At 66.4% G+C, this 22,179-nt stretch carries 19 protein-coding genes; 10 read left to right on the top strand and 9 right to left on the bottom strand.

Going from position 1 to position 22,179, the window contains the following annotated elements; genetic code table 11:
- Positions 1–24 precede the first annotated feature (24 nt).
- From RYH79_RS14825 to gcvPA, 3 genes are all read right to left on the bottom strand, one after another.
- The gene (locus tag RYH79_RS14825) at positions 25–993 is read right to left on the bottom strand and encodes an ROK family protein (protein WP_370900448.1); all 969 of its coding nucleotides are present in this window, start codon (positions 991–993) and stop codon (positions 25–27) included.
- Between the two features lie 61 nt (positions 994–1,054).
- Positions 1,055–2,551: an aminomethyl-transferring glycine dehydrogenase subunit GcvPB gene (gene gcvPB / locus RYH79_RS14820; protein WP_370900446.1), complete on the bottom strand. Its 1,497-nt coding sequence runs from the start codon at positions 2,549–2,551 to the stop codon at positions 1,055–1,057.
- Positions 2,548–3,831 carry an aminomethyl-transferring glycine dehydrogenase subunit GcvPA gene (gcvPA, locus tag RYH79_RS14815; RefSeq protein ID WP_370900921.1) on the bottom strand — a complete coding sequence of 428 codons (1,284 nt, stop codon included), beginning with the start codon at positions 3,829–3,831 and terminating at the stop codon, positions 2,548–2,550. Before gcvPA ends, gcvPB begins: the two co-directional genes overlap by 4 nt.
- 343 nt (positions 3,832–4,174) lie before the next feature.
- Here gcvPA and RYH79_RS14810 point away from each other — a divergent pair, with 343 nt between their 5' ends.
- Positions 4,175–4,735 carry a DUF2062 domain-containing protein gene (locus RYH79_RS14810; protein WP_370900444.1) on the top strand — a complete coding sequence of 187 codons (561 nt, stop codon included), beginning with the start codon at positions 4,175–4,177 and terminating at the stop codon, positions 4,733–4,735.
- Positions 4,736–4,795: 60 nt separating this feature from the next.
- Here RYH79_RS14810 and udk read toward each other — a convergent pair whose 3' ends face one another.
- Positions 4,796–5,497, bottom strand: a complete 702-nt coding sequence (gene udk, locus RYH79_RS14805; RefSeq protein WP_370900442.1) for a uridine kinase — start codon at positions 5,495–5,497, stop codon at positions 4,796–4,798.
- 178 nt (positions 5,498–5,675) lie between these two features.
- On the opposite strand from udk, the gene RYH79_RS14800 reads away from it, so the two are divergent.
- The 5 genes from RYH79_RS14800 to RYH79_RS14780 all read left to right on the top strand — a co-directional run bounded on the left by RYH79_RS14800 (position 5,676) and on the right by RYH79_RS14780 (position 11,298).
- Positions 5,676–6,794 (top strand): branched-chain amino acid ABC transporter permease, encoded by a 1,119-nt coding sequence (locus RYH79_RS14800; protein ID WP_370900440.1) that lies wholly within the window; start codon positions 5,676–5,678, stop codon positions 6,792–6,794.
- Complete coding sequence (locus RYH79_RS14795; protein ID WP_370900438.1) at positions 6,791–8,107, top strand: branched-chain amino acid ABC transporter permease; 1,317 nt, start codon at positions 6,791–6,793, stop codon at positions 8,105–8,107. The genes RYH79_RS14800 and RYH79_RS14795 overlap by 4 nt, the downstream gene beginning before the upstream one ends.
- Positions 8,100–9,023 carry an ABC transporter ATP-binding protein gene (locus RYH79_RS14790; protein WP_370900436.1) on the top strand — a complete coding sequence of 308 codons (924 nt, stop codon included), beginning with the start codon at positions 8,100–8,102 and terminating at the stop codon, positions 9,021–9,023. The genes RYH79_RS14795 and RYH79_RS14790 overlap by 8 nt, the downstream gene beginning before the upstream one ends.
- A gap of 44 nt (positions 9,024–9,067) precedes the next feature.
- Positions 9,068–9,817: an ABC transporter ATP-binding protein gene (locus RYH79_RS14785; protein WP_370900920.1), complete on the top strand. Its 750-nt coding sequence runs from the start codon at positions 9,068–9,070 to the stop codon at positions 9,815–9,817.
- Positions 9,818–9,894: 77 nt separating this feature from the next.
- Positions 9,895–11,298 (top strand): arylsulfotransferase family protein, encoded by a 1,404-nt coding sequence (locus tag RYH79_RS14780; RefSeq protein ID WP_370900434.1) that lies wholly within the window; start codon positions 9,895–9,897, stop codon positions 11,296–11,298.
- 22 nt (positions 11,299–11,320) lie between these two features.
- Here the strand turns inward: RYH79_RS14780 and RYH79_RS14775 are convergent, their stop codons facing one another.
- The 5 genes from RYH79_RS14775 to RYH79_RS14755 form a co-directional block, all read right to left on the bottom strand.
- Complete coding sequence (locus RYH79_RS14775; RefSeq protein WP_370900432.1) at positions 11,321–11,764, bottom strand: PIN domain-containing protein; 444 nt, start codon at positions 11,762–11,764, stop codon at positions 11,321–11,323.
- Complete coding sequence (locus tag RYH79_RS14770) at positions 11,765–12,016, bottom strand: AbrB/MazE/SpoVT family DNA-binding domain-containing protein (RefSeq protein ID WP_370900430.1); 252 nt, start codon at positions 12,014–12,016, stop codon at positions 11,765–11,767. It lies immediately after the preceding gene.
- 271 nt (positions 12,017–12,287) lie between these two features.
- Entirely contained in the window at positions 12,288–12,695 is a 408-nt protein-coding gene (locus RYH79_RS14765; protein ID WP_370900428.1) for a hypothetical protein, read from the bottom strand.
- A gap of 336 nt (positions 12,696–13,031) precedes the next feature.
- Complete coding sequence (locus RYH79_RS14760) at positions 13,032–13,931, bottom strand: hypothetical protein (protein ID WP_370900426.1); 900 nt, start codon at positions 13,929–13,931, stop codon at positions 13,032–13,034.
- 152 nt (positions 13,932–14,083) lie between these two features.
- On the bottom strand, positions 14,084–18,433 hold the full coding sequence (locus tag RYH79_RS14755; RefSeq protein ID WP_370900424.1) for a tetratricopeptide repeat protein: 4,350 nt from the start codon (positions 18,431–18,433) through the stop codon (positions 14,084–14,086).
- Positions 18,434–18,720: 287 nt separating this feature from the next.
- Between RYH79_RS14755 and RYH79_RS14750 the strand changes: the two genes are divergently transcribed.
- From RYH79_RS14750 to RYH79_RS14735, 4 genes are all read left to right on the top strand, one after another.
- Entirely contained in the window at positions 18,721–18,960 is a 240-nt protein-coding gene (locus RYH79_RS14750) for a ribbon-helix-helix domain-containing protein (protein ID WP_370900918.1), read from the top strand.
- A 156-nt stretch (positions 18,961–19,116) separates the two neighbouring features.
- Positions 19,117–19,449, top strand: a complete 333-nt coding sequence (ahaH, locus tag RYH79_RS14745; RefSeq protein ID WP_370900422.1) for an ATP synthase archaeal subunit H — start codon at positions 19,117–19,119, stop codon at positions 19,447–19,449.
- Complete coding sequence (locus tag RYH79_RS14740) at positions 19,436–21,691, top strand: V-type ATP synthase subunit I (protein WP_370900420.1); 2,256 nt, start codon at positions 19,436–19,438, stop codon at positions 21,689–21,691. The genes ahaH and RYH79_RS14740 overlap by 14 nt, the downstream gene beginning before the upstream one ends.
- Before the next feature lie 213 nt (positions 21,692–21,904).
- A complete protein-coding gene (locus RYH79_RS14735; protein WP_370900916.1) occupies positions 21,905–22,162 on the top strand; it encodes a F0F1 ATP synthase subunit C in 258 nt (85 codons plus the stop codon).
- Positions 22,163–22,179 lie beyond the last annotated feature (17 nt).

The raw sequence follows: 22,179 nt of genomic DNA, 5'->3' as shown, positions 1-22,179 counted from the left end.
GCAAGAGCCCGTCGCACGCGGCGGTCAGGCGTCCTGCGGGTCGCCGGTGCCGCCGGTGAGCGCGGCCGCCAACGCTCCCCGCACCACCACGTCGTCGCCCAGCGTCGTCGCCCGTACGTCCGGGACGTTCGTCATCACGCGGTCGGGCAGCCGTTCGCGGAGCGGCTCCAACACCGTCTCCGGGTTCTCCAGCGCCACCGCGCCGCCGACGAACACGACCAGCGGTGCGTACGCGTGGACCAGATTCGCCACGCCGATGACGTTCCAGGCGGTCACGCGTTCCACCGTCCGGTCGGCCAACGGGTCGGTGCCGACGGCCGCGAACACGTCCGCGGCGTCGAGCCCGGAGTCGGACAACGGGAGGTCCGTCGGGACGCCCTCCGTCTCGTGAATGTGGCGTGCGTACGTCGGGACGTTCTTGCCGGAGCAGTACGCCTCCCAGTGGCCGTCGCGGCCACAGCCACACGTCAGGGCCCCCTCCGGGTCGACCACGATGTGGCCGATCTCGCCGGCGTTGCCGTCCCACCCTCTGAGCACGTTGCCGTCGACACAGACGCCGACGCCGATCCCGGTCGAGATCGTCAGGTACGCCATGTCGTCCGGGTTGCGGTCGCTGTAGAACCGTTCGCCGATCACACCCGCGTTGGTGTCGTTGTGGAGCGTCACCCTGTCCGTCGCCAACAGCTCCGACAACGGACCGGTCAGCGGGATCTGTTCGACGGACGCCGGGAAGTTCGCCGGGTTCGCCACCGCGCCGGCCGCCAGGTCCAACGGGCCGATCGAGCCGACGCCGGCCGCGCGAACGGACTCCGGCACCACGCCGGCGTCGTCACACGCCTGTCGAACCACGTCCAGAACTGCCTCCGTCACGGCGATCCCGGTCGGGCCGTCCGGGGTGGACGCCCGAGCGACGCCGTGGACCGCCCCCGTCCCGTCGCCCACGACCGCCCGGACGTTCGTCCCGCCGAGATCGACCCCCACGTACGAGGCCATCACCGAACTCTCCAGCGTGGGGACACTTAATCGAGTGGATTCGCGCCGCCGCGGCCGCAGGTCACTCCTCGTCCGTGTCGAGCGCGTGCCAGGACAGCTGCGGCTCCCGGGCCGCGGACACTTGGTCGATCCGGCTGGCCGCCGTCCGCGAAGGCGCCGCCTCCAGCTCCGCCTCGTCGCTGCCGACGGCGGCGTTGAACGCGGCCGCCAGGTCGTCAAGGTCGGAGGGGCCTTCCACTTCCGTCGGCTCCGTCAGCATCGCCTCCGGGATGAACTCGGGCCACTTCGTCGTCGGCGGGTGGACGCCGAAGTCCAGCATCCGCTTCGCCACGTCTGCGGCGTCGGTGTCGCCGGCCGTCGCCGCGAACTCGTGGTGGAACGGACCGTACGGCACCTCCAGGTCCAACTGCTCGGCGAGGTAGTTGGCGTTCAACACCGCCTTCGCGCTGGCGTCGCGCAGCCCCTCGTCGCCCAGCCGCGCGATGTAGGCGTACGCCTTCGCCAACACGAGCCAGTTGCCGTCGAAGCCGTGGACCTTGCCGATGGACTCCGGCGGGTCGTACCGCTCGTACTGGACGTCGACGGGTTCGCCGTCGTCCGCCTCCGCCGGGACGCCGTCCTCGTCGACGGTCACGACCTCGCCGTCGCCGTCGACCGCCCTGATGTGCGGCCGTGGGAGGAACTCGGCGAGATCCGACACGACACCGACCGGGCCCGCCCCCGGACCGCCGCCGCCGTGCGGCGTGGCGAACGTCTTGTGGACGTTGTAGTGCATGATGTCGAACCCCATGTCGCCCGGGCGACCGCGGCCGAGCAGGGCGTTGAGGTTCGCGCCGTCGTAGTACAGCAGACCGCCGGCGTCGTGGACCAGGTCCGCGATGTCGGCGATCTCCCGCTCGAACAGCCCCACCGTGTTCGGGTTGGTGAGCATCAGCGCCGCCGTCTCCTCGGAGACGGCCGCCTCCAACGCCTCGAAGTCGACGCGCCCGTCGTCGCCCGAGGGGAGTTCGACGACCTCGTAGCCCGCCATCGCGGCGGTGGCGAAGTTCGTCCCGTGGGCCGACGCCGGAACGATCACTTCGCTGCGGTCGTTGTCGTGGGAGTCGTGGTACGCCTTCGCCACGGTGATCCCGGTGAACTCACCGGCCGCGCCCGCTGGCGGCTGGAGCGTCACCTCGTCCATCCCGCCGATGTCCGCGAGGTACCGTTGGAGGTCGTACCGCAGCTTCAGGTTGCCCTGGACCGTCTCGTCCGGTCGGTCCGGGTGGACGGCCGCGTTCTCGTCTGCGGCCACCTCCTCGGTGAACTTGGGGTTGTACTTCATCGTACACGACCCCAGCGGGTACGAGCCGGACTCCACCCCCCAGTTCATCTGGGACAGTCGGGTGTAGTGGCGCGCGAGCTCCGGCTCCGACAGCGACGGGAGCTCCAACGAGTCTCGCGTCAGGTCGTCCGGGAGCGCCGACTCCTCGCCCGGGTCGACCGTCGTCGAGTCCTTCTCCGACAGCAGGGGTTGGTACCGTTCGTCGTCGCCGTAGCGTGCCTGATCGTACCTCATGCCGTCACCTCCCGGAGGGCCGCGACCAGCCCGTCCGTCGCGTGTTCGTTCGTCTCCGTCACACACACCTGGAGCCGGTGGTCGCCGACGACGTGGACGGCGTAGCCGTGCTCCCGCAGCCCGGCGGCCGTCGTCTCGGCGTCACTCGGCGCGTCCGCGACACTCACCTGGAACTCCCGGAAGTGGTGGCGGTCGTGGACCGGCGCGGTCACGCCGTCCACGTCGTCGATCCGGGCCGCGAAGTCACTCGCGCGCCGGACGGACTCTTCGGCGAGCCCGGCCAGCCCGTCGGCGCCCAGCGTCGCGGCGTGCATCGCCGTCCGGAGCGCCACCCACGCCTGGTTCGTACAGATGTTCGAGGTGGCCCGTTCCTTCCGGATGTGTTGCTCGCGGGTCTGGAGCGTCAGCGTGAACGCCCGCCGCCCGGACTCGTCTTCGCCCGCGCCGACGAGCCGCCCGGGCACCTGCCGGAGGAAGTCCTCGCGGCAGGCGAACAGTCCGGTCCCCATCCCGTCTGCGGCCGGGAGCCCGAGCGAGGCCCCCTCGCCGACGACCACGTCGGCGCCGACCGCGGCCGGCTCCTCCAACAGCCCCAGCGCGACGATGTCGCTGCCGTAGGTGAACAGAGCGTCGGCGTCGTCCGCGAGGTCGCCGACGGTCTCCAGCGCCGGCTCGATTGCTCCCGTCGCCGTCGGCGTCTCCGCGTACACCAGGAGCGTGTCGTCGTCGACTGCGTCCGCGAGGGCGTCCGTGTCGACCGTCCCGTCCGCGTACGGGTACGTCTCGACGGTGAGGTCCGAGCCGTCGACGTAGTTGTCGAGCGTCCCGCGCTTCCCGTCGCGCAGCTGCTCGGGCACGAGCACGGTCGTCCCGCTGGCCGCGCGCACCCGCTCGGCCAGGAGCGCCGCCTCGCCGAGCGCCGTCGCGGCGTCGTACATCGAGGCGTTGGCGACGGACAGCCCCGTCAGCTCCGTCAGGATCGACTGGTACTCGAACAACGCCTGCAGGAACCCCTGAGTGATCTCCGGCTGGTACTGCGTGTAGCTCGTCAGGAACTCCGACCGGAGCGAGAGGTTGTCGACGAGCGACGGGACGTAGTGGCTGTAGTGGCCCCGTCCGAGGAACTCGACGAGGTCGTCGTTGTCGGCGAACGTCTCCTGGAGTTCGGTGACGATCTCGCGCTCGGAGCGTTGTTCGATCCCGAGGTCACCGTCGAAGGCGACCTCGTCGGGGATGTCGAACAGGGCCGTCTCCGAGTCGACGCCGATCTCGTCCAACATCGCCCGCGTGTCGGCCGGCGTGTGGGGGGCGAACGGTGTCCCCGATCGGCGTCCGCTCACCGTCCGGCACCTCCGAACGTAACTGTCTCCAGTAACGCTGCGCGTCGTCCTGTGTGCATATCCGTCCAAGTGCGTCCAGAAGTATGAGTGGTTCGTTACCGGGTGAGGCGGCGGGCGCGTGTGCGAGATTCACTCGAATTCGAGTTTCTGGTTAGTTCGCTTATGTGTGCGCGTTCGTGCCCACTCGGGCGGTTTACTGCGGGTCGAGACGACGTGGTGGTCCGATCGTCGCGCCGAGACCCACCCACCTCGCTTATGTCCGCGCCGTCCGTACCCCCGTACGATGCTGTCGCGCTGGGCCGCCGTCCGTGCTCGTCTCGCCGCCGTCCGTGGACGGGCGAGCGCCGGCCTGGCACAGGCGGTCGCAGCCGACCACACGCCACACCAGATCGCGGCGACGTTCGCGCTCGGGACAGTCGTCGCCGTGTTGCCGACGGCCGGCGCCGCGCTCGTCCTGTTCGGCGCGGTCGCGGTGTTCGTCGACCGGGCCAGCAAGCTCGCGCTCGCGGCGGTGCTCGTCGTCTACAGCCCCCCGGTGAAGTTCGCGCTGTACGGCGTCAGCTACTGGCTCGGGACGACGCTGCTCGGGCCAGCGCCCGGCGTGTCGCCGTCGCCGGACGCGCTGGCGAGTCTGTCCCCGTCCGTCGGACGGGCGGTGCTCGTCCGGCACCTGCTCGGTAACGCCTCGGTGGCCGTCGGGCTGGCGGTCGTCGGCTACGCCGTCGTCAGACTCGCCGTCGTCGGCTACAGACGGCGCCGGGACACGACGACCGTCGCCGTGACGGACGGGGACGCCCCCGGGGCCGGTCGCGCGGGTGGGGACGCCGGCGCACACGAGGAGTGAACCGCGTCGTGGGAGCCGTGTCGTGGGTCGGCGGGTGTGGGGTGCGCGTCGCCGCGGGGATCAGTCGTCGCTGAACGACGTGGTGTCGTCGACGCCGTCGATCTCGCGCTCGAACGCGCCGCGTTCCCAGGTGCGGGTCGCGTCCCCGTTCACCTCGGCTTGGAGCTTCTCCTCCAAGAGGTTGATCGCGACGCTGTTCGCGCCCTCCGGGATCACCAGGTCGGCGGCCTTCTTCGTCGGCTCGATGAACTGTTCGTGCATCGGCTTCACCGTCGAGAGGTACTGCTCGATGACGCCCTCCAGGTCGCGGCCGCGGTCGATCACGTCGCGTTCGATCCGACGGAGGATCCGCACGTCTGCGTCCGTCTCGACGTACAGCCGCAGGTCCAGCATCTCGTTGATCTCGTCGTCGTACAGCGAGAGGATCCCCTCCAGAATGATCACCTCCGTCGGCTCTACCGTCTCTGGTTCCGCCTTCCGGTTGTGGATCTCGAAGTCGTACTGTGGCATCTCCACGGACTGGCCGGACAACAGTTGCTGCAACTGGTCTCGCATCAGGTCCCACTCGAAGGCGTCCGGGTGGTCGTAGTTCACCTTCGAGCGCTCCTCTAAGTCCATGTGCGAGAGGTCCTCGTAGTAGTTGTCCATCGGGATGCGGGTGACCGACTCGCCGACGCTCTCGGCGATCAGCCGCGACACCGTCGTCTTCCCCGCGCCGGTCCCGCCGGCGATTCCCACGACGAACGACGGGTAAGAACTCATGTCCGGTGTGGCCTGAGACACCGAGGGGCTTGAGCACACCGCTTTCTCGGGTCGGTGACAGACACCCGCACGTCGTGGAGCCGGGAGGGCGACCGCCGAACGACACCGGAGTTGGCGAGGGTCGCGGGTGTCGCGGTACTTATACCGTGTGAGTATCTTACGTACGGGTGAGATACACATGGGCGTGACAGAATCCTACAGTCGGGGCCGGGAGCTGGCGGCGGGGAATCCGCTGGCGCTCGTGTTCGGGCTGTTAGTCGTACTCCTGGTGTTCGACCTCGTCGGGAAGCTCGCTTCGGGGTCGATCCAGATCTCGTCGGTGGCCGTCCTGATCAAGGACGGTCTCGCACGAGGGCTCGTGATCGGGCTGGCCGGGATCGGGCTGTCGATGACGTACAGTATCCTCAACTTCGCCAACTTCGCGCACGGCGACTACATCACCGCCGGGGCCTTCTCTGGGTGGGCCACGACGTACCTCGTCGCCGGCGGCTTCGGCTCGAGCGCGAACGTCGGGTCGTTGCTGCTCGTCGGTGCCGGTGGCTCCGTGTTCGGCGGCGCGCTGGGGATCTCCGTCACGACGACGCCGTTCGCGGTGATCGGTGGGATGCTCGTCGCCGGCGTCGGGACGGTCGCGTTGGCGTTGATCATCGACCGACTCGTGTTCGAGCCGGTGCGCGACCGCTCGGGGATCACGCTGCTCATCACGAGCATCGGCGTGGCGTTCGCGCTGCGGTACGGGATCCAGTTCGTGTTCGGGCCGGCGAAGCGGGGGACGACCGCCGCCGGCGCCGTTCCGAGCGTCTCCGTCCCGGCCGTGGACGGGACCGTCTCGATCAGCGCTCACGACGCCACGCTCGTGGTCGTCGCCGGCGGCCTGATGCTCGGCGTCCACCTCCTGCTCCAGCGCACCCGTCTGGGGAAGGCGATGCGGGCGATGGCCGACAACGAGGACCTCGCTCGGGTCACCGGGATCCCGACGGAACGGGTCGTCCAGTTCACCTGGGTGATCGGCGGCGGTCTCACCGGGATCGCCGGCTACGTGTTCGTGCTCTGGAAGGGGACTCTCGGCTGGTTCGACGGCTGGATTCTCCTCCTGCTCATCTTCGCGGCGGTGATCCTCGGCGGGATCGGCTCTATCTACGGTGCGATCGTCGGCGGGCTCGTCATCGGGCTCACCGCCTCCATGTCCGTGATCTGGATCCCGTCCAGCTTCTCGCGGGCGGCCGCGTTCCTTGCGATGATCCTCATCCTGATCGTGAAACCGACCGGGCTGTTCTCGGGGAGGGCCACGTCGTGAGCGAGTCACGTTCCTCCCTCGCTGCCGCCTGGGAGCGAGACGCGGTGAAGATCGGCGTGCTGCTCGGCGGGATCTACCTCGCGTACTTCCTGGTCGGGGTGTTGCTGGACTACGGCGTCCGCGGGCAGCTGAACTCCATCGCCAGCCTCACCTTCTACGTCGCCTTGTTCGCGTTGCTGTCGCTCGCGCTCAACCTCCACTGGGGGTACACGGGGTTGTTCAACATCGGTGTCGTCGGCTTCATGGCCGTCGGAATCTACGTGATGGCGGTCGTGTCGAAGGCGCCGACGACGGAGACGGCCGCCGGCAGCGTCGGCGGCCTCGGCTTACCGCTGTGGGTCGGCGTGCTCGCCGGCATGGCCGCGGCCGGCTTCCTCGGCTTGCTGATCGCGATTCCCGCCCTGCGGCTCCGGGCGGACTACCTCGCGATCGTCACCGTTGCGACGAGCGAGATGGTCCGGTTCACCTTCCTGTCGAGCACCTTCGAACGGGTCGAGGTGGGCGGGCTCGTCGTCGGCTTCGGCGGCGGCTCCGGGCTGTTGCTCGACTTCGGCAGCCCCGTCCGGCAGCTGTTCGAGGCGTTGTTCCTCGGTGGCGTCTACGAGGGGGTGGTGAGCCTGGTCGGCACCGTGATCGACAACAACCCCGAACCGGTCGCGGACGGACTGTTGTACGGGGTCATCCTGCTGGGTGCCGTCGCCGGCTACTACGTCCTCCTGAACCGGCTCGGCAACTCCCCGTTCGGGCGGGTCCTCAAGGCGATCCGCGAGGACGAGGACGCCGCGAACGCGCTCGGGAAGGACACGAACGGGTTCAAGACGAAGGCGTTCGTCGTCGGCTGCGCCCTGATGGGCCTGGGTGGCATCCTCTGGTACATGACCAGCGGGGCGATCACCCCCAACACCTACCGCCCGCGGCTGACGTTCTTCATCTGGATCGCGCTCATCATCGGTGGCGCGGGGTCCAACACCGGCAGCGTGATGGGCGGGGCGTTGTTCGCCGCGTTGTTGTTCCAGGGACCGCGGTTCCTCCAGAGTGTCGTCACCAACTTCGTCGCGGTGGAGGCTCCCTCCAGCTTCGGGCAGGCGCTGGCGCCCATCGCCGGGAGCGCCGACCTCGCGCCGTTGGCGTTCTACATGCTCGACAGCGTCCGCCAGCTCCAGTTGATCGTCATGGGGGTCGTGTTGGTCTTCCTGATGCACCGCCGGCCACAGGGGCTGTTGGGCCACCGGAAGGAGGCGGCCGCGAGCGTCCCGCTGAGAACCCGGTCTAACGACGGTGCCTACACGGACGGGGGTGAGTCGGATGAGTGACGACCCCGCCGCAGAGACGGCCGCCAGCGAGCCGACGACGGCCGCGAGCGCCGACGAGACGACGACGGCGGACGAGGCCAGCGTCGAGACGGAGCGGACGACGACCGCCGAAGCGGATCTAGAGACCGGCGGGCCGTCCGACTCCCAGGAGGTGCCGCTGCGCGTCGAGGGGCTCCGCAAGGAGTTCGGCGGGATCACCGCCGTCGACGACGCCACCTTCCAGGTGGAGTCCGGGACGGTCACGGGGCTGATCGGCCCGAACGGTGCCGGCAAGTCGACGACGTTCAACTGTATCACGGGCGTCCACGAACCGACTGCCGGCACAGTCACCTTCCGCGGGGAGGACATCACCGGGCTCCCCTCCCACACCGTCGCGCAGCGAGGGCTCGTCCGGACGTTCCAGATCGCCCGCGAGTTCGGAGAGATGACCGTCCTGGAGAACCTGATGCTCGCCCCGGGTGAGCAACGCGGCGAGTCGCTGTGGCGGAGCGTGCTGCCGTTCGTCCGCAGCGGCGTGGTCGAACAGGAGTCCGAGGTGTTGGAGCGTTGCTGGGACACCCTGGAGTTCTTCGAGATCGACCACCTCGCACACGAGTACGCCGGCAACCTCTCGGGGGGCCAACGGAAGCTGTTGGAGTTGGCCCGAGCACTCCTGACGGAGCCGGACGTGCTCTTACTCGACGAGCCGTTCGCGGGGGTCAACCCGTCGCTGGAGGAACGTCTGCTGGAGCACGTTCACGAACTGCGCGAGGAGGGGTACACCTTCCTCATCGTCGAACACGACATGGACCTGATCATGGAGAACTGTGAACACGTCATCGTGATGCACCAGGGGTCGGTGCTCATGGAGGGGCCGCCGGCGGCAGTGAAGTCGAACGAGGACGTGATCGAGGCGTACCTCGGAGGTGACGTGTGAGCGAGACGGACGCGCCGGCCGCAGACGAGCCGACCGGCGACGACATCGGTGCCACGGGCGGCGCCGAGACGGAGATCGAGACGTGGTCGGACGCACTCTTACGGGTCCGCGGGCTGGACGCCGGCTACGGCGATCTCCAGATCCTCTCTGACGTGGACTTGGACGTTCGGGACGGCGAGTACGTCACCATCGTCGGCCCGAACGGGGCCGGCAAGTCGACGGTGATGAAGTCCGTGTTCGGACTCACGAGCCACATGGGCGGGACGGTGACGTTCGCCGGGACGGAGATCACCGCGATGGACCCCGAGGAGATCATCTACGAGGGGCTGGGCTACGTCCCGCAGAACGACAACGTGTTCGCGTCGTTGACCGTCCGGGAGAACCTCGAGATGGGGGCGTACATCCTGGACGAGACCCCCGAAGACGCGTTGCGGGAGGTGTTCCAGCGATTCCCCATCCTGGAGGAACGCCAGGACCAGAAGGCCGGGACGATGAGCGGCGGTCAACAACAGATGCTGGCGATGGGGCGCGCGCTCATGCTCTCGCCGGAGATGCTCCTGTTGGACGAACCGTCCGCCGGGCTCGCGCCCGACCTCGTCGACGAGATGTTCGAGAAGGTGAGCGAGATCAACGACACCGGGACGGCGATTCTGATGGTCGAGCAGAACGCCAAGGAGGCGCTGCGCCGGTGTGATCGAGGGTACGTCCTCGTCGGCGGTGAGAACCGTTACGAGGACGCCGGGGAGACGTTGCTGGCCGACGAGACCGTCCGACAGGACTTCCTGGGCGGGTAGTTCGCAGACTCACACGGCCGCCCCACAGGCGGCCGGGAACACAAACGTTTCAACGACACCGCGACTCCCGAGAGACAATGACAGACGACCGTCTCGGCGGGCGCCGCCGGCTCGCCCGACTGGCCGTGTTCGGACTCGTCGTCGCCTTGGTGGCGCCGGCGGGCGTCGCGGCCGTCGCGCCGCAGTCGAGTGGCACGCCCGGGCAGGTCGGGCTGGAGCCGGGCACCGTCAGCGAGCCGGCCGACAACGACACCATCGTCTCGATCCAGGGGTTCCACTTCCAGGGACAGGGCGCAGAGAAGAAGCCCGCGCGGGTCGTCTCGGCCGGGCCGAACGGGCAGACGAACTGGGTGTTCGACGGCGGGCCGTACGACGCGACCTGGTTCTACGACGTCGACCCGTTGGCGAACGGGAACTTACTCGTCGTCTCCACGAACCCGGACGGGACGCTCGTGATGGAGCTGAACCGGACGACCCGAAACGCCGTCTGGAAGGAACGGTTCGACATGACCGACACCCACGACGTGGACATGCTCCCGAACGGGAACCTCGTGATCGCCAACATGCGAAACTGGAACAACGAGACGGAGGTGAGCAACGACCGGATCGTGATCTACGACCGGGAGGCCGAGGAGTTCGTCTGGGAGTGGACGTTCCGGAACCACTACCCCAACTCGACGGACGGTGGCTTCTCGGAGGACTGGACCCACGTCAACGACGTCGACCGGATCGGCGACGGGCGGTTCCTCCTGTCGCCGCGGAACTTCGACCAGGCGATTGTCGTCGACCGCGAGAGCAAAGAGATCGTCGAGCGGCTCGGCGAGGACGGCGATCACGAGACGATGTTCGAACAACACAATCCGGACTGGCTCGTGAGCGAGGCGGGCAACCCGACAATCCTCGTGGCCGACTCCGAGAACGACCGGGTCGTGGAGTACACGAAGCGCGACGGCGAGTGGGAGCAGATCTGGAGCGTCGGCGACGGCCAGCTGTCGTGGCCGCGCGACGCCGACCGACTACCCAACGGCAACACCCTCATCACGGACTCGCTGAACCATCGCGTGATCGAGGTGACACCGCAGGGGAAGATCGTCTGGGAGTACTACGCCACCTGGGGCGCCTACGAGGCCGAACGCCTCGGGACCGGCGACGAGTCCAACGGCCCGACGATGACCGACCAGGGCGTGTCGGGTAACTACAGCCTCACCGGCTCCGCCGGGCTGATCGAGGGCACCGGCGACACCAACACCTTCGCCGCGACCGTCCAGAACACCTTCGCCGGCACACCCGTCGCCGGGCTCACGACGGAGTTCGCCGTGACGTGGTCGCACGTCACCCCGTGGATCCAGCCCGTCTGGATGGACTCGTGGGCGTTCGCGTCGCTCGTGGGCGCTGTGCTCGTTGTGGTGCTGTGGGGGCTCGCAGAGTTGGTCCTGGCGCGGGGGCGGATCGTCGGGTTCGTGCGTGGGGTCGCGGGGTGACGCCTCAGGTACGAAAACACAGTCACTCGTGCTCGTTCGGATCGTATGGATTCGCCGGCGTAGCGAGTCGACGGACACCCTCGACCGCATCGAAATCGTCGTCGAGTGCGTACAGGTAGTCGAGTCCCGTCGTCTCCATGTACGCTACGATACAGGCGTCGACGAACGAGAGCGGTTCGTGCTGACGAAACAGAGCCTTGCCCTTCGCACGACAGTTCGCAGTGGGTGAGTCGAGGTGGAATCGTGTGCTCGACTCGACGCGGTCGAGAAAGTCGATGGCCGCGTCGTGGCCCGCATGGGTCGTGATTCCGTTGATCGTCTCTGCGAGCACGTAGTCCAAGACAATTACCTCCGGAAGTGTCCCGTCGTCGAACCCGCGCATAACTGAGAGTGCGCGGTCGTGAGACTCGTCGCGGCGGTACGCAGCCGCAAACAAGACCGTCGTGTCGACTACTGCACGGGGCATTCACTCGCTGTCGACGCCCCAGGCGTCGTGATCGGTCGTAACGTCTGTCGTCTCCTCGCCGTCGTAGCCGTCGAAATCAGCGAACGTTCTATCCTGTCGTCGAACGACACGAACCGTTACCGTCCCGTCGTCTTCGAGTTGCCAGCGGAGCCGGTCCCCGTCGTCGATGGCGAGTTCGCGTCGAATGTGGGCCGGGATATTCGCCTGGTTCCCGGAAACCTTGCTCTCGGCGTCAGTGCTGTCGCTGCTCACAGCTGTCGGTAGAGCCTCGGCGGGTAAAACTCTAGTGTGCTAGCACACTGGTCTAGGAGGAGGGTTCGTTCTAGTCCGTCGGACTCGTGGGTGTTCGCGTCGCTCGCGGGCGCGGCACTCGTCGCCGTGCTGTGGGGGCTGACGGAGTTGGTCCTGGCGCGGGGGCGGATCGTCGGGTTCGTGCGTGGGGTCGCGGGGTGAGGAAGCAGTTGGGCGAGTGATTCACTGGACCACACCGCCCCGTTCGTACTGCGACGGCACGCGCGATCACCTACTCCGTCTCCTCGGCGACCTGTTCGACCAGTTCGTCGACGGCTTCGTCGGTGGCAATCTGCTCGGTGTCTGCGCTGGGCGCCGGTGACTCGACCGCCTCGTGCACCCGGTCGAGATTCCGGAGATCCTCGAACACCGTCGTCAGCTCGTCCGTGCGCTGCCGATCGACGGAGTAGTGCTCGCCGATGTTCGTGACGAGGCCGTCCGATTCCAGCCGTTCGAGCACCTTCCCGACGCTGTTCGCCGGCACGTCCGTCTCGGCCGCGACCTCCCGCGGACGGAACGCGCTGTCGCGGTTGGCGGCGAGAAACCGCAGCGCCTCGTCTTTGTTCGTCCCGGGCGTGATCGAGAGCTCCGCACGCTCCCGTCGTTGCAGTTCCTCGACCGGGATTCCGGCTTCTGTCATTCAGTGTCATTTGCTGTCGGTAAACGTCAAAACGCTGCTGGCGAATCTGGAGCCATCTCGTCGATGCGCGGTGTAGGCAGAGCCGTCCTGCCGACGACGGTACCGATTGTTCACTCGGCCACTTGTTCTATATTTGCCAAATAGATAGATTGTGCTGCGGCAAGACGAGAGGGTCGGCAGTATCTCGCGGCAAAAAGGATATAAATCGCGCTCTTCTACGGCTTACTAAGGGCGCGGATGTGGTGGTTAGCGTAACGCGCCACCGTATCCGACGAGGATTGTGAGGTAGTAGCTCACAATTCGATGACGTCCGAGTTCTACATCCGATCGACAGCCTCAGTCGAGTTCCGTAACGTAGTTCGACACGACTGGGTCGTCGATCGTATCAGTCAACCCTCGGTATCGGTTACGATCCAGCGGGTCACGGGTGGGTGTGATCGCCCCTCCTGCAAGCCACGCGATAGCTCGGGACTTGAGACGTTTCTCGCGGATGGGAGCGATTGGTTCGAGTCGATACACTGAACTCGGAGTGCGGGCAGGCTCGTCCCAAGAGCTGTCGAATCTCACCGGTTGTTCGTAGTCGAACTGCTCGACTGCCGCCTCGATAGTTCCGTGTTGCTCGGCTATTTCTCGGAGGGAGCCAGCGATGTAGTCTGCGGCAGTTACCTGAGGGTACGTTCGTTCGGCCTGCTCCAACGGCGCGAGATACACCGGGCAGATGTTTCGCTCGAAACTCACGTCACAGTGTCCACGAAGCTGCCGTGGAAGCGCCTGTGCGTGCTCACCACGCACCAGTTGGCCGTCACGAAGTACGACGGTGTCTGTCATTAGACGAGTCTGTCCCAGTCCGTTCGTGATTGCTTTCTTTGCTGCGACTGCGTACATCGCTGCTGCTGCCGTCTCGTCAAGCGGCGAGGCGGAGAGTACAGCAGCCCACGTCGCTGTCGAGTGAGACAGATCCGCGAGTAACGCACGCACTCGCCGCCGTCGATCCGCCTTGTCGACGTCGCTGTACCGAACGAGCGAGGAAGACTTGTGCCGAAACGGTCGAAGCCCGTTCTCGACGAGCCGCCGAACCAGCTCGACACCGTTGGAACGAGCAGCCCGAACTGCAACCGTCACGAAGACACCGTCTCCCACGTTTCCGGACTCGTCGACGCCGACCACACTCCGGGCTCGAACGCTGTCGTCGGAACGGGGGTTCTCGAGAGAGACTGGATACGTGTCGTCAGACATCGTCTCGTCGACTATCTAGTCTAAGTAGTGTCACTAGATTAGTACGCACGGTTCGGGTCGAACACTGAACTGTCACTGTGCAGTCTACGATAGCCGGTGAAACTGCCAGACATCGGGCACCGATGCCGACGGAGAGCGCGACGCGGTCCCGACTACTGTGACTGGAGCGTGGTCAGTAGGGCAGCGACCGCAATCCGTTCCAGATCGACGAGCGTCGGGTCCTCGCGGTCGGCCGCCTCCCGAAGCGCCTCGGGGCCGTGCTCGGTCGCGCCGGTGTCGAGGTACTCGAACAGCGCTTCGATCGGCTCGGAGAGGTGCTCGCGGTTCTCGCGGACCACGCCGAACACGCTCTCGCGGTCCGCTGGAAGTTCGTCGGCGAATTCGCGGTGGAATTCGAGCACGACGCCCGCCGCGAGCGCGGCGCGGTACTGGTCACCCTCCGTGTCGGTGTGTCGGTCCCACGCCGCGAGACACGACCGGACGACTTCCGCGAACTCGGCGTCGTCGGTGACCATTGCCCGGATTACCTCTGGGTAGATGTCCAACGGCTTCGGATCACCGACGAGCCGTTCCAGCAGTTCTGCGTACGCGAACCGCTCCAGGTCGTCGAGTCCTGGGTCCTCGCGGTCGGCTGGCTCTCGGAGCGCGTCCGGGTCGTGCTCTGTCGCGCCGTCGACGAGGAGGTCGTGGAGTGCCGTGGCGGGCTCCGAGAGCCTGTCGCGGTGCGGTTCGACCGCCTCGCAGACGGTTTCGACCACTTTCGCAGCGCCGTCGGTATCTCTCTGTGTCGCTGGTGCAGCGTACCCGACGCCGGCACGGAGACAGATCCTGGAGGCGTCCGTTTCGGGCGCGAACGACTCGCGGCAGTCCCAGACGCCTTCGAGGAGGTCGCTGGCGGCGGCGAAGTCGTCTTCCAACAGTCGCTGCAACGCAGTCGTGTAGAGGCCTTCCAGGTCGTCTCGGTCGCCGTCGAGTCGTACGAACCGTTTCACGAACCAACGTCGTTCCTGGCCCAGCCCGGCGAGATCGAGATCGTCGAGTTGCTCGATGCCGCGTTCGACCCACTCTATCGCGGCCTCCTCGTCGTCGAGTCCCTCGGCTGTCCTGACGAGATTCTGGATCGTCTGGATCGCCTCACGCACCTGTCCGAGTTCCTCGAAGATTGCCAGTGCCGACTGATAGCGTTCCGTCGCCGTCTCGAACTCTCCCCGGTTTCGAGCGATGGTCCCGAGGCTGTGGAGACTTTTCGCCTCCCCGGAGCGGTCGCCGATCTCTTGTTTGATCGAGAGGCTCCGCTCGTGGTACTCTTCGGCCGTCTCAAACTCTCCCCGCTGGAGAGCGATGTTCCCGAGGCTTCCGAGACTGTCGGCCTCCCCGGAGCGGTCGCCGATCTCTTGCTCGATCGAGAGGCTCCGCTCGTGGTACTCTTCGGCCGTCTCGAACTCTCCCCGGTTTCGAGCGATGGTCCCGAGGCTTCCGAGACTTTTCGCCTCCCCGGAGCGGTCGCCGATCTCTTGTTTGATCGAGAGGCTCCGCTCGTGGTACTCTTCGGCCGTCTCGAACTCTCCCCGGTTTCGAGCGATGGTCCCGAGGCTTCCGAGACTTTTCGCCTCCCCGGAGCGGTCGCCGATCTCTTGTTTGATCGAGAGGCTCCGCTCGTGGTACTCTTCGGCCGTCTCTAACTCTCCCCGCTGGAGAGCTATCAAACCGAGGCTGTGGAGACTGCTCGCCTCCCCGGAGCGGTCGCCGATCTCTTCGAAAATCGAGAGGCTCTGTTCGTGGTACTCTTCGGCCGTCTCGAACTCTCCCCGGTTTCGAGCGATGTTCCCGAGGCTTCCGAGACTCTTCGCCTCCCCGGAGCGGTCGCCAATCTCTTGTTTGATCGAGAGGCTCCGCTCGTGGCACTCTTCGGCCGTCTCGAACTCTCCCCGCTGGAGAGCGATGTTCCCGAGGCTGTGAACTACAGCGGCCAAATCGGACGCGTCGGCCGTTTCTTCCAACTTCTCACTGCACTCCTCGAGATACTCCTCTGCATCGTCGAGTGCACCGCGCATCCGCGCAACCCCTCCGAGCGCTTGGAGACTGCTGGCCACCCCGTGGTCGTTCTCCCGTCGGCGTGCCCGAGCGAGACTCGCGCCGAACAACCACTCTGCCGCCCGTAGGTCACCCTGTCCACGGGCATAACGACCCAATCGACGGTAGAACCGTTCTTCAATCCAGTCGGTCTCGACATCTCGCTCACTCGCGGTCTCACGAGCCTTGCGTAGCTCCACCACCGACTGGTGGCGTCCGTCGTCCGATTCCCGTGTCCGGTCGGTGTCGTCTGCATCTGAGTTCCACTCGTCGGTCGGTCTGACGGTGCGGTACATCTCGCTGCGCCAGAGCGACTGCTTGACGAACGTCTCGTCGGAACAATATTCCGGGAGTTCGAGACGCGACCGCCGAGTTCTCCCGAACAGGTTGACGAGCGTAGGCCTGTCTTTTCCGATCTGGAACAGTTGACTGACGACGGTGTCTGCGACCTGTGTCGGATCGTCCTTCAAGAACCCGAACAAGTATGTCTGATCTCTGAACGCCATCTTCGCGTCTCCCAGTTCCCGCCGCACGGACTCGTCGCCGATCACCGAGAACACGGTGTTCATCGACTTCTCGAAGTGAACAGTGGATCTTTTCGACTCCATCTCGTGAACGTAGAGGTAGGTGAGCCCCCAGAGTTCGTGTGGCGACCGGAAGACGTGTTTCCCCTCGCCGGTCACCTCTCCAGCTCGTCCGAAGTGGACACGCCCGCGGTAGTCGTCGATCACACTCTCGATCACGTCGTAGTCAGAATCTCCGTCGGCGAGTGCGTAGAGATACGACTCGTGAATCGGAAGGTCCGCCGCCGCGAGCGTCGCTATCGTCAACACCGCTCTGCGGCGGAGGACCGCCGGCGTGGACTCGTCATCCGTCTTGTCGGAGCCGTTCAGTTCGTCGAACACGGACCGCACGCGTTGTTCCAACGGTGACTTCGAGATATCCGTGTCGACCTCCCCGTCTGCTGTGTCGGCATCTTCGTCGTCGGCCGCCACCGGGAGGTAGTAAGAGAGCATCAACATCGGGCTGGCGACGGACACCGACGAATTGCCACCGACGGTCTGGCGGATCTGTTCGGGTGTGATCCGCGGCGTCTCACGAACCGCGTCTGCGTCGGCTTCGTTCGGTTCGGCACTACTCTCCTCGCCGGTCGCGTCGCTCGTTTCGGTGGCCGCCGCGGTCGTCTCGCCGTGGTCGTCGTCCGGAGTGGCCGTCTCTCGTTCACGACTCTCGATGGTGGTGAGGTGTCGGAACACCGCCTCTGCCGACGGGAGCACCTCTCTGTTGGAGTCGGTCGTCGCGGCGAATCGGTCGAAGATCTCGTCAATCTCCCTGACCGAGAGATACGGGACCCTGTCGCGTTCCGTCAGTGTGCCGAGTCTGTTGGACACCGACTGCCCCACGCTGTCGTTGTCAGAGGCGCGCCCGATCCGTTGCCCGAGCCTGTCGAGTTCGTACTCGCGGGCGTCGAGCAGGACGCTCACGTCCGGCTCGTCTGCCAGATCCTCGTTCAGGAACTCGAAGATCGGAAGCGTCGGGTTTCGGGCAGCGTCCTCGACGACGACGAGCGTGTCGCCGAGTTTCCGGAGCGTCTCGACGGCTTGCTCCAGTGTCTTGGGGTCGATCCGTTTACCGCTCAGCCCGCCACGCCAGTGGATCACCGGCCCCGTCTCGTCGTCGTGGTGCCACGCAGCCGCCGCCTGTCGGCAGGCGACCGTCTTCCCCGACCCCGGCGGCCCGAACAGCAGTTGGTGGCCGCCGCCGTCGAGTGTCGCCAGAACCTCCTCGGTGAACGTCCGGTCGCTGTCGCCGTGGTATCTGTCGACCGCGTAGTCGTTGGTGAGGTGGTGCCAGTCGAACGGCTCACGCCACGCCAGTCGGGGACTCTCGATCTCGGTCTCGAAGTCGGTGTCACTCACCACGTCGAAGCCCTCGTCGGTGAGCCGCTGGCGCGCCTCGGCGAACTCGTCGGGCGTCACCGCGTCGAGCACGCGCTGATTGTACGCCTGGAACAACAGCCAGCGTTGGTCGCCGTCCGTCGCGGCCACCTCCCGCTCGAACGTCTCCAGAAACGTCTCCGCCACCGCGGGCCAGTCGATACTTCCGACCGCGACCGCCGCCAGGGGGTCGTACTCGTTGCCCAGCCGAGCCAGTTCCTCCGCGAGCAACTCTGTCTCTGCGGCGACCGGCTCCCCGCGCTCGATCAGTTCGTCGACACCCTCGGCCAACTCCGTGCTGTCTTGGAGCGTGACGGCGATCAGATCGCGGACACCCGTCGGGTCGAGGTCCTCGTCGTCCTCCGCGGCGCGTTCCCCGGCCGCCATCGCCGCGGTTTCGATCTGCGCGTCGAGGTCCGTGTCGGTGAGGCGGTCGTACGCCTTCCGCCCGATGTCGACAGCGAACTTCAGTGTTCGGGGAGAGAGGCCCATCGCTAGCCGTCTCGTCTCCGTGTATTTTCAGTTTTGCGGAGGTTGACGGTGTATCGTGTCACATGATCAAAAAATCTGCGGCCGAGTCAGGGGCCGATCTCGTCACTACTCATGTTCGTCAGGAGAGAGGCGGACCACAAGAGTCCCCGCACATCGGTACAGCGGACCGACGGACTCTTCTCCGCGCGCCACGCGGACGACTCACCGCCACCGAGGTCCCCGCCGACAACTCTATTTGTACCACACGGGCACCAAGGCATGTGGATGTGGACGACAACGACGGGGAGATGGTGAAGCTCAACGTGAAAGTGCCGAGGAAACTCCTGGAGACAGTCGACGAACTCGCCGAGGAGTTGGAGTACACCAATCGGTCGGAGTTCGTCCGCGAGGTGCTGCGCGACACGACGGACCCAGTGTTGACGTCCGGCGCGCAGGAGGGCGTCTCGGAGGGATACGAGGATCTCGCGGCGGGGTGGACGATGTCGACAGAAGAGGCCCAGAGTCGGGTCGGAATCGACGAGCAGTAACACTGCCGGGAGACACGCCGCCCACGACGACCCGAAACCCATCCCCAGCTCGGAGCGCCAGCCCCCCACACCCCCCGTCACACGACCGAGTCGGCCTTGCAACGTTTCGCAAACACCTTATACGCACGTAGACCAAGCATCGAACGACGACTACCAATGCCGAGACCCGAAGTTCTCGAACGAGTGAAGGAGGCCGAGGCAGACGCCGAGGAGATCGTCGCCGAGGCGGAGTCCGACCGGGACGAGCAGATCCAGGCCGCCCGGGCGGAGGCCGACGAGATCCTCGAAGACGCCGAGGCCGAAGCCGACGAACTCGAGGAAGAACGGCTCGCCGAGGCGCGCGAGGAGATCGACGCCGAACGCGAGCGGATCCTCGAGGAGGGACAGAGCGAACGGAGGGACCTCGTCGACCGCGCCCGCGACCGCACTGACGAGGCGGTCGAGCACGCGGTCGAGAAGTTCGAGGAGGCGGTGCATGCTCAGACCTGAGCAGATGAGCAAGATCTCGGTCACGGGCTCCCGTCGCGTGATGGGAGACGTGGTCGAGGCGATCCACGACCAGTCGTTGGTCCACATGACGGAGTACGACGGCGGGTGGGAGGGGTTCGACCCCGGTGAGTCGACGGCGACGGCGGAGGCGGCGGCGGACAAGCTCGTCACCGTCCGGTCGCTGATCTCACAGTTGGGCGTCGAGCCGTCGGACGCCGGCCCGTCGCGGATCGTCACGGACGAGGCCCTGGAGGCGGAGCTGGAGGAGGTTCGGGTCGAGGCGAACGAACTCGACGACCGGCGTGAGGACCTGCGCGACGACCTCCGCCGGGTGAACGAACGGATCGACACCGTCGAGCCGTTCGTCGACGTCGGAGTCGACATCGACCTGTTGAGCGGCTACGACAGCCTCCAAGTCACCGTCGGCGAGGGTCAGGAGTCGGCCGTTCGGGAGGCCGTCACCCACGCGACGGATCTCGACGAGTTCGACATCTTCGCGGGCGAGGAGTACCTCGCCGTGTTCGCCCGGCCGACGCCGTCGGCCGACGAGGACGCGCTGGCGGACACCCTCGTCGGCGCGGAGTTCGCGGCCGTCGAGGTGCCCGAACTGGACGAGACGGAGAAGACGGCGCCCGAGGCGTACCACCAGAGCCTGGAGGCGGACCGCGAGGAGCTCCGGACGGAGATCGAGACGGTCGACCGCGAGATCGAGACGCTCCGCGAGGAGTGGGCCGGATTCCTGCTGGCGGCAGAAGAGGAGCTCTCGATCCGAGTCGGGAAGGCGGAGGCGCCGTTGTCGTTCGCCACCACCGAGAACGCCTTCGTCGCCGAAGGCTGGATCCCGACGGAAGAGTACACGGAGTTCGCGGGCGCCATCTCCGACGCCGTCGGCAACAGCGCCGAGGTGGAGGAGTTGGAACGCGCCAGCTTCGGGAGTGACGGCGCCGTCCAGGTGCGCGAGGACGTGCCCCAGTCCGTCCAGGACGCCGGCACGGACGAGACGGACGGCGACCGGGCCGAAGCGGAAGAGGAGGAACCACAACGGGCGGTCGCGGACGGCGGCGCGCCCGTCGTGATGCGGGACGACGACCCGCCGACGATCCAGGACAACCCCGGGATCGCGAAGCCGTTCGAACTGCTGACCGGGCTCGTCGGCGAGCCGAACTACCGGGAGTTCGACCCGACGATCGTGTTGTTCCTGACGTTCCCGGTGATGTTCGGCTTCATGATCGGTGACTTCGCGTACGGGCTGATCTACACGGCCATCGGCGCGTACCTGTACAGTGGGTTCGACTCGGACTCGTTCCAGGCCGCCGGCGCGGTGGCGATGATCGCCGGCGTCTCGACGGCGATCTTCGGGATCCTCTACGGGGAGATCTTCGGACTGCACCTGATCGCCTCCGAGTTCTGGGAGGGGATCGTCGGGCTGAAACACGCCCCGATAGAGAAGGGGCTGGAGCCGGCCGGCTCCTACTGGGCCCGGACGTGGCTCGTCGTCTCCGTGGTGTTCGGAGTGCTCCACCTCAACGTCGCGTGGATCTTCGACTTCCTGGAGAACCTGGAGTTCCACGGGTTCGTCGAGGCGTTAGAGGAGTCCGGCTCCTGGCTGTTGGCGCTGAACGGGCTGTGGCTGTTCCTGTTCAGCACCTGGTTCGGCCGGACCCCGCCGATCCTGTTCGAAGTGTTCTCCAGCGGGAAGGCGGCCGCCTTCGAGCTCGGGTTCACCGGGTTCCCGGTGATCGTCGGGCAGATCGGGGCGGTGATGATGGGGCTCGGCGTGTTGTTGATCATCGTCGGGCCGACGGCGGAGATCGTCGAGATCTTCACCGTGCTCTCACACACCCTCTCGTACCTCCGGATCGGGGCGGTGTTGGTGGCGAAAGCCGGGATGGCGTTCGCCGTCAACCTCCTGTTCTTCGGCGTGTACGAGACGGGAGAGGGCGGAGAGACGGCCTGGCACTTCGCGCTCACGAAGATGCCGGAGGTCGGGGCGACGTACCACGGACACGAGGTGACCGGCATCCTGTTCGGTGGGATGGCCCACGGCGGGCCGGTGTTGCTCGTCGCTGGCGTGCTCGTCCTGATCGCCGGGCACCTGTTGGTGCTGGCGCTGGGTGTCACCTCCTCCGGGATCCAGGCGATCCGGCTGGAGTACTTCGAGTTCTTCTCGAAGTTCTACGACGGCGACGGGATCACCTACGACCCGTTCGGCACGGAGCGGACGTTCACGAGCGAGGAGTAGTCGGCGTCACCCTCGGTGCCGTTCTCGTCTTCCCTCTCACTCTCGTCGTCACGCTCGGTCTCGTCCCCCGCCCGTGAGTCGGGCTGGCGTACGGGGCTCGAACGCCGAGCAGTCCGGAATCGCCTCGTTTGGCCGTTCTATTTGGGAACGCTTATTACCGCCACGAGGGCAAAGACGACCTGTCCGTAGACGAGCGAACACACGGTGAACCTCATGCTCGAAACTGCCCCAGAACTGGCGAACGTTGTACTGCAGGAAGGTAGTAGCAGCCCGGCGCTCAACAACAGCGGTGCAGCTGCTATCGCTGTCGGTCTCGCAGCTATCGGTGTGGGCTACGCCCAGCGAGGGATCGGTGCGGCGGCAATCGGCGCGATCGCCGAGGACGACGACCTGTTCGTTCCTGGACTCGTCTTCACGGCGCTGCCGGAGACGCTGATCCTCTTCGCATTCGTAACAGTCATCCTGGCGTAAGCCGGGGACCCCTTTCT

It is taken from the genome of Halobaculum sp. MBLA0143 (assembly GCF_041361465.1).
Classification (GTDB): domain Archaea; phylum Halobacteriota; class Halobacteria; order Halobacteriales; family Haloferacaceae; genus JAHENP01.
This window is presented reverse-complemented; position numbering and strand designations above follow the sequence as displayed.